Here is a 14,332-nt window from a genome sequence, read left to right on the forward strand (position 1 = left end):
ACTATGTCCATGCAATCTCAAGACATTATTAAACGTTCCGCGACCAATAGCATTACGCCTCCACCACAGGCGCGTGACGATAAATTTGAAGTCTGCAAACTGATTGACGTGTCATCCTGCATCGGCTGTAAAGCCTGTCAGGTGGCATGTTCGGAATGGAATGATATCCGTGATGAAGTTGGGCACTGCGTTGGGGTTTACGATAACCCAACCGATTTAAGTGCTAAATCTTGGACGGTGATGCGTTTTAGCGAAGTCAGTGAACAAGGTAAATTGGAATGGCTTATCCGTAAGGATGGCTGTATGCACTGTGCCGATCCTGGCTGCTTGAAGTCATGCCCATCTGCGGGTGCGATTATTCAATATGCTAACGGTATTGTGGATTTCCAATCGGAACACTGTATTGGTTGTGGTTACTGTATCGCGGGTTGCCCGTTCAACATTCCACGATTAAATCCAAAAGATAATCGTGTGTACAAATGTACATTATGTGTTGACCGTGTCGCTGTAGGACAAGAACCGGCTTGTGTGAAAACCTGCCCAACAGGTGCGATTCGTTTTGGTACGAAAAACGAAATGCTGGAATACGGCGCTGAGCGTGTTGAAAAACTGCAAAAACGGGGTTATGCCCAAGCTGGTATTTATGATCCTGAAGGTGTTGGGGGAACCCATGTGGTGTACGTGCTACATCATGCGGATAAACCTGAGCTTTATCACGGATTACCAAAAGACCCACAGATTGATACACCAATTAATCTATGGCAAAGCATCCTGAAACCATTATCGGTAGCGGGCTTTATCGCCACATTTGCAGGGCTGATTTTCCACTATGTGGGTATTGGTCCAAACAAAGAAGTGGATGATGAAGAGGAGAAAGATGACCATGAGTAAAAAGAGCAAAATGATCGTTCGGACTAAATTTATTGACCGAGCGTGCCACTGGACAGTGGTTATCAGCTTCTTCTTAGTCGCATTGTCGGGTATTGCACTGTTTTTCCCAACCTTGAAGTGGTTGACTGAAACCTTCGGTACGCCACAGATGGGACGAATTTTGCATCCTTTCTTCGGTGTACTTATTTTCGTCGTGCTGATGTTTATGTTTGTGCGCTTTGTAAAACACAATATTCCAGATAGAAAAGATGTTCCTTGGCTACTGAATATTGTTCAAGTTCTCAAAGGTAACGAACATAAAGTGGCTGATGTGGGCAAATACAACGCCGGTCAAAAAATGATGTTCTGGAGTATCATGAGTATGATTTTTGTACTTTTGATCACCGGGATTATCATGTGGCGTCCTTATTTCGCGCATTTATTCCCAATCTGGATGGTGCGTTGGAGTATTTTGGTTCACGCATTAGCGGCGATTATTTTGATCCATGCAATTTTAATCCACATGTATATGGCATTCTGGGTTAAAGGATCTATCAACGGCATGATTGAAGGTAAAGTTAGCCGTCGCTGGGCGAAGAAACATCACCCACGTTGGTATCGTGATGTTGAAGCGAAAGAAGCCAAAGCGGAAGCTGAAAAAAGCCAGTAATTTGGCTGTCAATTAAGTAATATAAGCCACTGTTGTTGACGTTACCGAAAAGGTTACACAATGACAGTGGCTTTTTTATGTTTAAAAAAGTCTTATTTTAGATTGATTATCTTGAGTGATTTCGGAGGGGAAATGGTTGAACTGGTAAGAATTTCTGCAAATGATAAACACGATAATGAATTAATTAATGCGCTATACGATATTTCCTTCCCTAATCACGAACAACGTTCTTATGCAGGGCGAGCGGCATTACTTCCGCTAGAACAATACTATTTATATAAAATTACTGATAATAATCAGTTTGTTGGGTTTATCGGTGGGTGGGTTATTGATGCCTTTTTCTATATTGAACATTTTGCTATTGACCAACACATTCGTGGGTCAGGTTACGGTCAAAAATCGTTGACCGCACTGTGCCAGTTGTACCCACAGATAGTGTTAGAGATAGACCCATTAGTTGATGAAGTTGCGAAAAAACGCCTTCATTTCTATGAAAAAAATGATTTTGTCAGAAATGACTATGTCCATCATCACCCATGCTATAACACCCAGTATTCACCTCATAAGCTGGAAATTTTAAGCTTAAATACCCCTTTCACACAGAGTCAGTATGACGTATTTAACCATTTTCTGGTGAATACAGTGATGAATAGCCAGTATCTATAACAATCTGTCGCTATTTAGCTAATCGCATATGCAGTAAAGGAAATGGATTTCCTTCCCCATCAAGTTCGGAACGCGCATATTGAACAAATCCCATGTGTTGATAAAAACCAACCGCTTGCGGATTTTGCTCATTCACATCGACTTCATTAACACCTAAGTGTTCAATGGCGTAATTCAGTAGTTGTTTACCGATGCCAGTCCCTCTTGCAAGCGGTGAAATAAACAACATTTCTAGACGATTTCCACCCGTACCCAAAAAGCCCGCTATTTTGCCATTAGGATCAAAAGTCACAAAAACAGACAAATTAGGTAAGTATTGTTCCCTAATGGGTGTTTTTAGCATTTCAATGTTCTTTTCTGGCAGAAAATCATGAGTTGCTCTTACTGAGGCTTCCCAAAGATGAAGGATCTCATCGTAATGTTCGACAGTGGCGGGCTGAATATTCATTGCATTTTATCCTTATAGAGAAAATTCATCTTAAATTGTGGGTAGCGAATGTCAATATTTGATGGTTATTTTAGTTAAGGGACGTTTTTGGGATATTAATCGCAGAAAAAAAAGATAACTGCTTCATTATTAGAGGATATGTTCCCGAAATTCATATAAGCACTATACTTTATTTTATTGCAGTGTTTATTGCTTGATTATGTTAATCAATTTAAAAACCATGGTAGGAGTATGCTGATGAAATATAAAATGCTAACAGTGTGTTTATCGGCGGCGTTATTCGCACCAATAGCCCCCGCACTTGCAAGTACAGATAATTCACAAAATATGGAATTAGACCAAGTTTTAGTTCTAAGTCGTCATAATTTACGTACTCCTATTGTTAATACAGGGATCCTGACTGAAATAACGGATAAAAAGTGGCCCGCATGGGATGCTGAAAGTGGCTATTTAACGACAAAGGGCGGGGCGCTCGAAGTGTATATGGGGCACTATTTTAGAGAGTGGCTCGATAGCAATAAATTATTTGTGAATGAATTATGTCCAACCAGCAGCGATGATATCTATATTTACACGAATAGCCTACAGCGAACTATTGCAACTGCGCAGTTCTTTACTGCAGGGGCATTCCCAGGTTGTAAAGTGAATATCCATCATAAACCGGAAATTGGTACGATGGATCCCGTGTTTAATCCTATCATTACGAATAGCTCTCCTGAATTTAAAAAACAAGCACTTGAAGCGATGGAGTCCCACCTTAAAGGGTTAAACCTGAAGCCAGGTTACGATGAGCTTGACAATGTTCTCAATATAAAAGATTCGAAGAAGTGCGCGACGGACAAACTGTGTAATTTAGCCACGCCAAAAAATAGCTTTATCATTGAAGCCGATAAAGAGCCGGGTGTGAGTGGGCCTTTGAAGATGGCTAACTCTGCCGTCGATGCAATTGACCTGCAATATTATGAAGGCTTCCCTGAGAAAGATGTGGCATGGGGAATGGTCAATAGCGATGAAAAATGGCAAAAGCTGAATACCTTAAAAAATGGTTATCAAGAAACGTTATTTACACCGAAAATCATCGCAAAAAATGTGGCACATCCAATTTTGAGTTATATGGATAAAGGTTTTGTTTCCGTCAATAAAGGCGAAACCGCTAAATTTATTTTCTTAGTGGGACATGATTCAAATATTGCTTCAGTGCTGTCTGCGATGGATTTCAAACCATACCAATTACCTCAACAATATGAGCACACACCGATTGGCGGTAAATTAGTATTCCAACGCTGGACAGATAAAAAAGAGAAAAAGGACTATGTGAAGATTGAGTATGTGTATCAAACCGCAGATCAGTTGCGAGACAATGCTTACCTCTCTTTAGCAACTCCGCCAAAACACGTTACCCTTGAATTGAAAAATTGTCCGATTGATAAAAATGGGTATTGTTCATGGGAAGATTTTGAAAATGTGATGAAAGCGGCGTTGAAACAGTGATATCCAACTGCCAATAATGCCTGAATGAGGCATAAAAAACCCTGCTCTGAGGAGCAGGGTGTGAAATAGTCACGAAAATGTTTATGAGCCTCTAATTTACCTTAAATGTCGAATAAATGGGCTTATAAATTGTATGGAATTGCCCTTTAGTGTAACAAACTTTAACCCTAACCATTCGACGAGTTAAAATAGAGCTTTCTGCGGTTATTAACCCTTCGTATGGATTAGCGAACCACTAATACGCTCGTTTTCGCATAACGTACAACTGAAGCCGCATTGGAGCCTAATAAGTAGGTAGACATACTTGGGCGACGCGAGCCCAGTAAAATCACATCTGCTTTAATATCTTCAGCTGTTGCCAAAATTTCATCTTTAACTGAGCCTACAACCGCTTTTATTTGCACTTTATCTGCAGGGATAGAGAACAGTTTAACTTTCTCTTGCAGCTCTTTCAGAATGATATCAGCTTGTTTTTGATCATCCGGGAAGTCTCCTGGCAAAATAGTGCCGCCATAGCGTAAGTAATTGGAAATGGGTGCAGTCACAGCTAAAAAATGAACAGTAGAATTGTTTAGTTTCTGCATTGCATTAACATGCGGAACTAACATTTTGGTGAGGTCGTCTTCGGTAACATCAATAGGAACTAAAATTGTATTGTACATAATATCTCCTTTTTTCTTTTATATTATAAGTTTAGAACATTTTAATCATTTTTCATATTGATTGTTAATAAATTAATATTAACTGAATTGGATTAAAAATGATGTGAGCGGGAGTACGCAATTGACGGGAATAAAAAATAGATAATAGAAATAATGACAATAGAAAAACGGCAATACATGAGGGGAGTATCACCGCTTTTCAAAGAAAATATTATTTTTTAGGCGCTTTAGGTTTTGTGGTTTCTTTTTCTGGGCAGGCAGGTTTTAATCCACCTTTACACGCTTTATCAATATATTCAGCACCGAGTTTTTCATTAAACTCAGTTCCTTCACCATTTTGTAGCATTTTTCCTAATTGATATTCAGCGGGTGGGAACTTTTTATCTGCTGCTTTTTGGAACCACTCAAAAGCCACGAGATAATTTTGTTTTACGCCGGCACCTTGGTAATAGAATTGGCCCATATAGTTTATGGCTTCAGGATTTCCCTTATTCGCCGATTTCTCAATCCAACCATAAGCTGTTTCAAAATCAGATTGAACGCCATTACCATTAAGATACATATCACCTAGAAATAGTTGAGCATCCGCATTGCCTTTATTGGCGGCCATCGTAAGCCATTTCTTGGCTTTCGGATAATCTTGCTTAATTTCGTTACCGACATAGTAACCAATGCCTAGCATAACCTGAGCTTTAACATCCCCTTTTTGTGCTTGTTGTTCAATTTGCTTAATGACTTCGGGAGGAACAGGGGCAGCGAAAGTTAAATTCGTTGAAAATATAAATAAAGAAATAAAGGTCAATAATCGTAACATAAGGCTTTCCGTATCTTAAGTTGGCTATGAATATCCTTATTTCAAGATAAACTCGAAACGGTGTTAACAGTTATTAACTACAGGATATAACTATCAACGCATCAAATACTCTACTTCTATAATTTATAAATATCAACGCTCCATCGAAAATACAGAGTAAACGAGCTTTTTACTCTTCAGGGGTGAATATTCAAAATGTTTTTCTTCATTAATAAGCCTGCAGCGATTCTCTTTCACTCGATAAATGGGTAAAAATTAAATGTTACTCTCAATAGCGAACTAGTTATTTATATCGAAAATTAACAAGAGAAATACAAAATACGGAGTTATTGCAAAGAATAGTAGTGGTTATCATGGTGTCTTGTGATGTTTAGCACGAAATAAAAGGATAATTGTTGAAATTGTTAATAATCACTAATGGGTTATTAAAAGACTAACACCTTTAAAAACAAAGAGTTATAATTACTGCGTCCAAAAACAATTAATAGGGATTATTTCCGTCGATAGATAGAGATATTTACGTCGGATTGCTCTTTTTAGAGAAAAAAATTCTCTTTATCGGGGGTTTTATAGGTTAATAAAGAGATAATTTTTCTCTCACATATCCTCTATGATGGAATCATTATAATAGCCTGCAAATAATTAAGGTTATTGAAAGAAATAACCACTTAAGTCGCATCTAAAACAAAAAAAATTCTCTTTTAAGAGTTCAACAATATTAAGTGAGTAATTATGGCTACGATCCCTACAATAGATAATGTCGATGATGGAAAAGCTTCTACGGCTGCTTCTCGTGCAGGCATGACACAAGAACAATGGCGTGCTGCCACTAAGTTTGATGGCACAGATGTTGGTTGGGTGATTATGAGTATCGGGATGGCGATTGGTGCGGGGATTGTTTTTCTCCCCGTACAAGTTGGCTTGATGGGCTTATGGGTATTCTTGCTCTCATCCGTTGTCGGTTATCCTGCAATGTATTTGTTTCAGCGTCTGTTTATTAATACGCTGGCGGAATCACCAGAATGTAAAGATTATCCAAGTGTGATCAGCGGATATCTAGGTAAGAACTGGGGTATGCTGCTTGGCGCACTCTATTTTATTATGCTGGTAATTTGGATGTTTGTTTATTCAACGGCAATCACCAATGACAGTGCGTCCTATTTCCAAACTTTCGGTGTAACGGATGGGTTATTATCTGAAAGCCCTTGGTATGGTTTGGTTCTGATTTGTATTTTAGTCGCCATTTCTTCTCGCGGTGAAAAACTGCTCTTTAAGCTTTCAAGCTTTATGGTTCTGACTAAATTATTTGTGGTTGCCGCATTGGGCATTTCCATGGTCGGGATGTGGCACTTATATAATGTGGGTTCATTGCCACCAATTGGACGTTTGTTTAAAGAGGCAATCATCACATTACCTTTCACATTAACATCGATTCTATTTATTCAAACATTAAGCCCAATGGTGATTTCATTTCGTAGCCAAAACGTGAACCGCGAAGTGGCACGTTATAAAGCCCTGCGTGCAATGAATATTGCGTTTATTGTTTTATTCTGTACCGTCTTTTTCTACGCAGTATCATTCACATTAGCTATGGGTCACGATGAAGCGGTGAAAGCTTACGAGCAGAATATTTCTGCGCTGGCTATCGCAGCGAAATTCTTCCCGGGTGGTTGGGTGACTGTCGTCAGCGTCATGTTAAATATTTTTGCCGTCATGACCGCGTTCTTTGGGGTTTATTTAGGTTTCCGTGAAGCCACTCAAGGCATTGTGATGAACATATTACAACGCATGATGCCAGTTGAGCGTATTAATGAAAATTGGGTGAAGAACGGCATTATGATTTTTGCTGTGCTATTAGCATGGGGAGCGATTATCCTGAACGCACCAGTGCTGAGCTTCACATCCATCTGTAGCCCAATTTTCGGGATGGTGGGTTGTTTAATTCCAGCGTATTTAGTCTATAAAGTCCCAATGCTGCATAAATATAAAGGTATCTCTTTATATCTGATTATTTTTACCGGAATTTTACTGTGTATCTCTCCATTCTTAGCATTCGCTTAATGTCGAGAATATGAATAATGTGCGCTCTATCTTAATGATCGGGCGCACATTTTTTATTTACCAATGTGAATGGTGGTAAATAGAGAGCGGTGATTACTGTTCAAACATTTACCGCTCAAACAATGGGGTTGGTTTGCCATTTTCATCAATAGCCACGAAATTAAACTGCCCGTGGATCACTTCTTCTCGTCCCTCAGCGTACATATCTTCTAAAAAGATAGAGACATTAACGGTAAGGCTAGTGCGACCAACTCGGATCACTTCCCCGACTAATTCAACGATGGTGCCTGATGGGATAGGGTGGGTAAAATTGATTTTTTCTGTGGAGACGGTCACCAATCTTTTGCGGCAAAAACGGGTCGCGGTAATGAAGGAAACTTCGTCCATCCATGCTAATGCAGTACCACCGAACAGGGTGCTATGGTGGTTAGTGGTGGTTGGGAATACCACTTTAGAAACATGGGTAACAGATTGTTCAATTTTTTGTTTGATTACATCATCAACATCGGAACGCATATTTAAGCCTTACTTTCTTTGAATTCTTACTATTTAAAAACTTGAACCAGTAAAAATAATTACTTACCGGAACATTAATGTACATATCATTAATGTTGCCGATAAGTGTAATCCTGATCACAAATAAATACAGTGATTAATCAAAAGTGAATCGTTCCGGCTAAAAAGAGTGTTGCTTTTCCGGTCATTTTGACGCGATTTTGTTCAATTAAGCAGTGTATTTTTCCACCTCGAGCCGAAATCTGGTGACCTAATACTGGGTTTTTCTGTAATCGTTTAGCCCAAAGTGGGGCAATCACACAGTGAGAGGTGCCAGTGACGGGATCTTCATTAACACCTTTGGCTGGTGCAAAATAGCGAGATACAAAGTCACACTGTTCGTCGTGGGCTAGGCTATCGGTGCTTTTCGCGGTAATGGTTAATCCCTGCAAAGGTAATTGCGCAAGACGCAACATATCAGGATGGCAATTCTGCACTTGCTCTGGCGAATCAACAAAACAGATATAACGGTCTTTGGCTAAATACAGTTCAGAAATAGGTGTACCAAGGATCTCGCTTAATTGTGGATATTGGCTTAAATCGGCAGGTTCACAATCTAAAATAGGGAAGTCTAATGTGAAGCCTTCTTGATTTTTATGAACCGTCAGTTCTCCAGATAAGGACTGAAACACAATAGGGTTTGCCGGGTGCTGCTTAAACTTGTTTAGAATATACGAGGCGGCAAGGGTCGCATGACCACACAATTTAACTTCCATTACGGGTGTAAACCAGCGGATATGTTCACCGACCAGAAAGGCTGTTTCAGATAAGTTAATTTCGGCGGCGATAGCGATAAGCTTGTCATCAGGAAGCCACTCATCAAGTAAAACGATAGCGGCTGGGTTACCATGAAATAGGGTATCAGTGAACGCATCGACATAATAAACCGGAACAGACTGTGTGCTCATCGTAAAAGATCCTTGAACGGAAATAATTCATTATGATTAGAAAAGTGAGGGAAGAGTAGCACGAGATTTGCGGTATTGAGGAGAGGTTGGCGCAATAATTGTTGAGATTATTACGCCAACAACACTATCTAATAACGAATAATATTATTTCGCTTTTGCTTCGTTTTTATCTGCGTTTTGCAGCATTTTTCTGACTGGAATAATCAGGGCTGCTAGCACAACAGCACAAATAACCAGTGCGATAGAAACGTGGGAGAACAGATCTGGCATGGAATCCAGTTGGTCTTTACGGATATTACCACCCATGATACCTGCTGCTAAGTTACCCAGCGCACTTGCACAGAACCATAATCCCATCACCTGACCGCGCATTTTTTGTGGTGCAAGTAATGTCATGGTTGCCAGGCCAATTGGGCTTAAGCACAGTTCACCTAATGTCAGTAATAAAATACTGCCGACTAACCAGAATGGTGAAACGCCAGTTTGTGTTGCCAGAACGTGGTTAGCTGCAACCATCATGACCGCAAAGCCACCCGCGGCGAACAGGATACCAATAACGAACTTCGTCATGCTGCTTGGGTTCAGATTACGCTTAGCCAAAGAAGGCCAGAACCAGCTGAAAATAGGCGCTAACAGAATGATGAATAAGGCGTTGATTGACTGGAACCAAATCGTTGGGATTTCGAAGTTACCCCATTGGCGATCGGTATAGTCACGCGCAAAGATGTTAAATGATGTTGGCTTTTGTTCAAATGCAGACCAGAAGAACGCCGCAGCAATTAACAGAATTAAACATGCCAGTAAGCGAGAGCGTTCACTGCTGTTCAAACCTGCACAGAAGAACATGAAAATAAAGTAGATGCCCACACACGTAGAGATAATGTAAGCCGAGCTTTTTGCTATGACTGAAGGGTTGAATGGAATAGTGCCATTATTGATTAATACCACCAGTACAGCCAGTGCAGCCATGGCAACCGCAACCCATTTACCGACGTTTTTACGTTGAACGGTAGGGTGATTCCATGTGGAATCTAAGCCGACTTCTTTGTCATAACGACGCATTTGTGGAATAGCGTAGAAACGGAAGATAAGCAGGGCAACTAACATACCCAAACCACCTAAACCGAAGCCTAAATGCCAGCCGTATTTTTCATGTAATGGGCCGATAATTAATGGGGCAATAAATGAACCCATATTGATACCCATATAGAACAGAGAGAAACCACCATCACGACGTGTATCTTCTTTCTTATACAGGGTTCCAACCATTACAGTGATACAGGTTTTAAATAAACCGGTACCTAATACGATCAATAGCAGTCCCACGAAGAAGAAGGTATTGGTAAATAACGCAGACAGCGCTATCGATAAGTGACCCAATGCAATGATTAAAGAACCATACCAAACGGCACGACGCTGACCTAACCAGTTATCCGCGAGCCAGCCACCCGGTAATGATGTGATATAAACACCACCCGCGAAGATACCCACGATAGCAGATGCTTGCTCAATCGGCAGCCCCATGCCACCTTGCAACAAAGTTGCACTCATAAAGAGGATTAAAAGAGGACGAACACCATAGAAAGAAAAACGTTCCCACATTTCGGTGAGGAAAAGCGAACTCAACGGGTAAGGATGCCCGAAAAAAGTTTTAGTTTTAGTCGCAGAATGACTCATCTGTGAACTCCAATACGTTGTGACTTAAGAGGTTGTGCCGAATTGTGAATGTGGAGCAAAAGTTCCATCACTGTTTTTTATTGATATGTTAATGCTGTGTTGCAAACATATTTTCGGCATACATTATTATAAAATTGCTAATAAGCAGAATGAATTTATCGTAAGAAAGTCAGTTTTAAGATGAAAATTCGATGTAACTCTCATTCTTACGATAAGGGGGCACAGAATAACGGATTTTTATTGACAATAAAAGAATGTTTTTTGAATCGATTAAGTTGATTAAAAACAGTATGTTACAAAATATTTTTTGCGCTTATAAACTTTTCGTGGAAAAGATAATAAAAAGTTATGTTTTGGCGTAAAAGGGACACATTAACATTACTCTTTAGAGGGAGATGCTCTTAGACCATCAGATTGCTTCCTAATGATAAGCCAAGAGTAAATGAGGTTGACCAGCACTAATACGGCAGTGAAGAAGAACACGGCTCTAAACCCGTAAGTCGCTGCAACAAAGGAACCCATTAAAGGCCCCGTGACATTACCCACATCTCGTAACGCTTGGTTGTAGCTAAATATGCGTCCAGTGATTTGGTGAGAAATATTATAAATAATTAAAGTTTGTACGGCGGGTAACAGCGCGGCGTTAAGGGCGCCGAGTAAGAAGCGCAAGGCGCCTAATTCCCAATAACTGCTAACGAGCCCCATCGGAAATAGAACAAAAATTGAGGCGGCAAGTACCGCTAATAAAACACGGTCAGGTCCAATGCGGTCGCTCAGTTTACCGAGCATAGGGGCACTAATCAGTGCGGCAACGCCGGGAATGGATGCAATAATCCCACTGATAAAAGCAAGATTATCAATCGAGTCTGAAAGCTCCCGAACATACAAGGTGATCACCGGGTTAATCGAACCAATTGATGCTTGGATGATCATGGTGGTGAAAAATAGGCTGATCACTAAGTTTTTATTACGTAAAGAGGCAAAAACTTGTTTTCCAGATAGGGCATCTTTGCGTGAAATGGGGGTAAAACGCTCACGGACGTAGAAAAGTGTGACAAAAAAGCAGATAAACAACACGCTAGCGGTAATAAAGAAAACTGGGCGCAATCCATATTGGTCGGCCAGTAATCCACCAATCAGTGGGCCAATCAATGCACCGCTCACCGCGCCAGTTGCCAAGACACCCATCGCCCAACCGCTTTTATTCACGGGGACTTGGGTGGCAATCAGCGCATTGGCATTCGGAACAAATCCGCCAAGTAAGCCTAAAAGTGCCCGTAAAGCCAAAAGCTGCCAAATATTCTGCGCAAAGCCAATCAGCACCATGACAATCGCCATACCAAGGGCAGAGCGCAGCAACATTAGTTTACGACCGTGGCGGTCAGAAAGGCGTCCCCAAAAAGGGGCAGCAATAGCGGAAAAGAGAAACGTAATACTGAAAACGGCGCCCGTCCATAAATTCAAAGAGCCATGGTCAGTAATACCAAGTTCTTCGATATAAAGAGGAAGAAAAGGCATGATCAAGCTGAAGGCAGCGCCCGTTAGAAAGCAGCCGAACCAGAGGATGTAGAGGTTTTTTTTCCAGTAGGTGCTCTTCTTCATTACCTCTCCCTTCACACTTCTCTCCCGTCATATTTCGCGCCGCAGCGTTGTTGGCTTCATTCGTGAACCCCAGTCACATACTTATGTATGCTCCTGGGGATTCTCTCACTCGCCGCCTAGCTGCAACACGAACTATTTTGGGAGAACCATTTAGCGGTAACTCACATTTTTTGGGGCTCCGCCTGTTCAATGCGAACAATATGGGAATAGGCAGCCTAGCGGTGGTGGATTTTATCTAAATCGCCGTACAGGGAGGGTTCTCCCTTTGGACGCGTTTTAAAACGGCGGTGCATCCACATATATTGCTCTGGTGCCCGTAAAATTTCTTTCTCAATGACCTGGTTCATCATCGTTGCGGTGGCGACGTTGTCGTCCACAGGGAAATTGTCCAGGGCAGGCTGGATCAGCAATTTATAACCTTTACCATCGGGTAAACGGATAGCTGAAAACGGCACAACGAGTGGGTTGCCAAGAGATAATAAGATTTGTGAGCCATTGGTGGTTGCCGCTTTTTCCACCGCAAATAATGGCGCGAATGAACTGTTTCGAGGGCCGTAATCATGGTCAGGGGCATACCATAAAATTTCCCCTTCTTTTAATACGCGGATCATGCCTTTAACGTCTTTACGGTCGAGCATGTATTTATTGGATTTCAAACGTCCACGAGTTTGTAGCCAGTCCATCAGTTTATTATCGTTAGCGCGATAAACACCAATACCGGGGTTCAACATACCAAATGCGCGCCCCCCGATTTCCAACGTTAAGAAATGGACGCCTAACACAATAATGCCACGGCCGGTTTCTTGAGCGGCGAGCATATTTTCACGACCTTCAACTTTAAACCAACGGCGCACTCGCCAATCGGGCCAGAACCACGCCATTCCCGTTTCGAAAACACCCATACCGACGGCTTCAAAGTTTTTATCCACCATTTTTTGGCGCTCTTCTTGGCTCATCTCAGGAAAACACAATTGCAAATTACGATCGGCAATCTGGACGCGTTTTTTTAAGAAGCGCTTGGAGAAACGCCCTAAACGGGTACCTATCCAATAAATGACGGGATAAGGAAGCAGGACGAGCAGGTAGAGCACGCTAATGCCAAACCAAACTAGCCAGTAGCGAGGATGTAATAAACTTTTTTCAAATTTTGGTGCTGGGATCATTGTTTTTTCGGTTTCTACTTAAGTGGATTTCAATTAAAAATAGCTTGTTAATCTGAATGATATCAAATTAACCTGCAAAAAGTTGTGCTGTTTGCATGGTGCTCATTAATTCGGCAAGGTTTCTAACTGCCATTTTTTCCATCACTCGGGAGCGATGCACTTCGACGGTTCGCACAGAGACGCAAGCCACTTCAGCGATTTCGCGGTTAATTAGCCCTTGAAGCACATAGGTGCAAACATCTTTTTCTTTCGGCGTTAAGGTTTCATAACGCTGTTTAATTAATATGCGTTCAGTGGCTTTGATGGTTTGTAAGCGAGCTTGCTCAAGGGTTTCGGCAAGTTGCTGGCTATCAATGGGTTTTTGTAAAAAATCGATAGCGCCTAATTTCACCTGTTCTACCGCCATTGGGATATCCCCATGACCAGAAAGGAAAATCACCGCGAGGGTGCTTTGCTGCTCTTTCAGGTATTGGTGCACTTGGCGCCCGTCAAATTTTGGCATGCGCATATCGAGCAATACAATGCCTTCCTCATGCAGAGGGGCTTGCTGGATAAACTGCTCACTGTCGTTCCAGACGGTAACGTTATAACCGAGCGTTTCGAGTAAAAATTGACAGGAATCAGTGACATCGGTGTCATCGTCGACAAGGTGAATGACTGGCATTAATTCATACCTCGTGGCTTATTTCTTGTTTGTATAAGTGTCTTGCTTATATAAATAGTATTCATAGCATTGTCACATATA

General features: G+C 41.2%; 14 protein-coding genes. 5 read left to right on the forward strand and 9 right to left on the reverse strand.

Going from position 1 to position 14,332, the window contains the following annotated elements:
- The first annotated feature begins 3 nt into the window (after window positions 1–3).
- The 3 genes from fdxH to H0913_RS07240 all read left to right on the forward strand — a co-directional run bounded on the left by fdxH (window position 4) and on the right by H0913_RS07240 (window position 2,206).
- Window positions 4–891, forward strand: coding sequence for a formate dehydrogenase subunit beta (gene fdxH / locus H0913_RS07230; RefSeq protein ID WP_181478355.1), 888 nt, complete (start codon window positions 4–6; stop codon window positions 889–891).
- Entirely contained in the window at window positions 884–1,540 is a 657-nt protein-coding gene (fdnI, locus tag H0913_RS07235) for a formate dehydrogenase-N subunit gamma (RefSeq protein ID WP_154604209.1), read from the forward strand. The genes fdxH and fdnI overlap by 8 nt, the downstream gene beginning before the upstream one ends.
- 132 nt (window positions 1,541–1,672) lie before the next feature.
- Window positions 1,673–2,206, forward strand: coding sequence for a GNAT family N-acetyltransferase (locus H0913_RS07240; protein ID WP_232368839.1), 534 nt, complete (start codon window positions 1,673–1,675; stop codon window positions 2,204–2,206).
- Window positions 2,207–2,216: 10 nt separating this feature from the next.
- Here H0913_RS07240 and H0913_RS07245 read toward each other — a convergent pair whose 3' ends face one another.
- Window positions 2,217–2,654, reverse strand: a complete 438-nt coding sequence (locus H0913_RS07245; RefSeq protein WP_154639117.1) for a GNAT family N-acetyltransferase — start codon at window positions 2,652–2,654, stop codon at window positions 2,217–2,219.
- Window positions 2,655–2,891: 237 nt separating this feature from the next.
- Here H0913_RS07245 and agp point away from each other — a divergent pair, with 237 nt between their 5' ends.
- The gene (gene agp, locus H0913_RS07250; RefSeq protein WP_154604206.1) at window positions 2,892–4,145 is read left to right on the forward strand and encodes a bifunctional glucose-1-phosphatase/inositol phosphatase; all 1,254 of its coding nucleotides are present in this window, start codon (window positions 2,892–2,894) and stop codon (window positions 4,143–4,145) included.
- Between the two features lie 224 nt (window positions 4,146–4,369).
- Here the strand turns inward: agp and H0913_RS07255 are convergent, their stop codons facing one another.
- The gene (locus H0913_RS07255; protein ID WP_154639118.1) at window positions 4,370–4,807 is read right to left on the reverse strand and encodes a universal stress protein; all 438 of its coding nucleotides are present in this window, start codon (window positions 4,805–4,807) and stop codon (window positions 4,370–4,372) included.
- Window positions 4,808–5,018: 211 nt separating this feature from the next.
- Complete coding sequence (locus tag H0913_RS07260) at window positions 5,019–5,621, reverse strand: tetratricopeptide repeat protein (RefSeq protein WP_154604205.1); 603 nt, start codon at window positions 5,619–5,621, stop codon at window positions 5,019–5,021.
- Between the two features lie 732 nt (window positions 5,622–6,353).
- Here H0913_RS07260 and H0913_RS07265 point away from each other — a divergent pair.
- Complete coding sequence (locus H0913_RS07265; RefSeq protein WP_154604204.1) at window positions 6,354–7,682, forward strand: amino acid permease; 1,329 nt, start codon at window positions 6,354–6,356, stop codon at window positions 7,680–7,682.
- A gap of 108 nt (window positions 7,683–7,790) precedes the next feature.
- Here the strand turns inward: H0913_RS07265 and H0913_RS07270 are convergent, their stop codons facing one another.
- From H0913_RS07270 to ttrR, 6 genes are all read right to left on the reverse strand, one after another.
- Entirely contained in the window at window positions 7,791–8,198 is a 408-nt protein-coding gene (locus tag H0913_RS07270) for an acyl-CoA thioesterase (protein WP_154604203.1), read from the reverse strand.
- Window positions 8,199–8,338: 140 nt separating this feature from the next.
- Window positions 8,339–9,145: a PhzF family phenazine biosynthesis protein gene (locus H0913_RS07275; RefSeq protein ID WP_181478359.1), complete on the reverse strand. Its 807-nt coding sequence runs from the start codon at window positions 9,143–9,145 to the stop codon at window positions 8,339–8,341.
- 144 nt (window positions 9,146–9,289) lie between these two features.
- Window positions 9,290–10,822 (reverse strand): peptide MFS transporter, encoded by a 1,533-nt coding sequence (locus H0913_RS07280; protein WP_036951563.1) that lies wholly within the window; start codon window positions 10,820–10,822, stop codon window positions 9,290–9,292.
- A 378-nt stretch (window positions 10,823–11,200) separates the two neighbouring features.
- On the reverse strand, window positions 11,201–12,424 hold the full coding sequence (gene mdtG / locus H0913_RS07285) for a multidrug efflux MFS transporter MdtG (RefSeq protein WP_181478361.1): 1,224 nt from the start codon (window positions 12,422–12,424) through the stop codon (window positions 11,201–11,203).
- Window positions 12,425–12,639: 215 nt separating this feature from the next.
- The gene (locus tag H0913_RS07290; RefSeq protein WP_181478363.1) at window positions 12,640–13,587 is read right to left on the reverse strand and encodes a Kdo(2)-lipid IV(A) acyltransferase; all 948 of its coding nucleotides are present in this window, start codon (window positions 13,585–13,587) and stop codon (window positions 12,640–12,642) included.
- Window positions 13,588–13,654: 67 nt separating this feature from the next.
- The gene (ttrR, locus tag H0913_RS07295) at window positions 13,655–14,251 is read right to left on the reverse strand and encodes a tetrathionate respiration response regulator TtrR (protein ID WP_181478365.1); all 597 of its coding nucleotides are present in this window, start codon (window positions 14,249–14,251) and stop codon (window positions 13,655–13,657) included.
- Window positions 14,252–14,332: the final 81 nt, after the last annotated feature.

The organism is Providencia rettgeri, assembly GCF_013702265.1.
In the GTDB taxonomy this organism is placed as follows: Bacteria; Pseudomonadota; Gammaproteobacteria; order Enterobacterales; family Enterobacteriaceae; genus Providencia; species Providencia zhijiangensis.

Coding starts and splice junctions, on each gene's coding strand:
- fdxH (WP_181478355.1), top strand. CDS start 4: ATGTCCATGCAATCTCAAGACATTATTAAACGTTCCGCGACCAATAGC.
- fdnI (WP_154604209.1), top strand. CDS start 884: ATGAGTAAAAAGAGCAAAATGATCGTTCGGACTAAATTTATTGACCGA.
- H0913_RS07240 (WP_232368839.1), top strand. CDS start 1,673: ATGGTTGAACTGGTAAGAATTTCTGCAAATGATAAACACGATAATGAA.
- H0913_RS07245 (WP_154639117.1), bottom strand. CDS start 2,654: ATGAATATTCAGCCCGCCACTGTCGAACATTACGATGAGATCCTTCAT.
- agp (WP_154604206.1), top strand. CDS start 2,892: ATGAAATATAAAATGCTAACAGTGTGTTTATCGGCGGCGTTATTCGCA.
- H0913_RS07255 (WP_154639118.1), bottom strand. CDS start 4,807: ATGTACAATACAATTTTAGTTCCTATTGATGTTACCGAAGACGACCTC.
- H0913_RS07260 (WP_154604205.1), bottom strand. CDS start 5,621: ATGTTACGATTATTGACCTTTATTTCTTTATTTATATTTTCAACGAAT.
- H0913_RS07265 (WP_154604204.1), top strand. CDS start 6,354: ATGGCTACGATCCCTACAATAGATAATGTCGATGATGGAAAAGCTTCT.
- H0913_RS07270 (WP_154604203.1), bottom strand. CDS start 8,198: ATGCGTTCCGATGTTGATGATGTAATCAAACAAAAAATTGAACAATCT.
- H0913_RS07275 (WP_181478359.1), bottom strand. CDS start 9,145: ATGAGCACACAGTCTGTTCCGGTTTATTATGTCGATGCGTTCACTGAT.
- H0913_RS07280 (WP_036951563.1), bottom strand. CDS start 10,822: ATGAGTCATTCTGCGACTAAAACTAAAACTTTTTTCGGGCATCCTTAC.
- mdtG (WP_181478361.1), bottom strand. CDS start 12,424: ATGAAGAAGAGCACCTACTGGAAAAAAAACCTCTACATCCTCTGGTTC.
- H0913_RS07290 (WP_181478363.1), bottom strand. CDS start 13,587: ATGATCCCAGCACCAAAATTTGAAAAAAGTTTATTACATCCTCGCTAC.
- ttrR (WP_181478365.1), bottom strand. CDS start 14,251: ATGCCAGTCATTCACCTTGTCGACGATGACACCGATGTCACTGATTCC.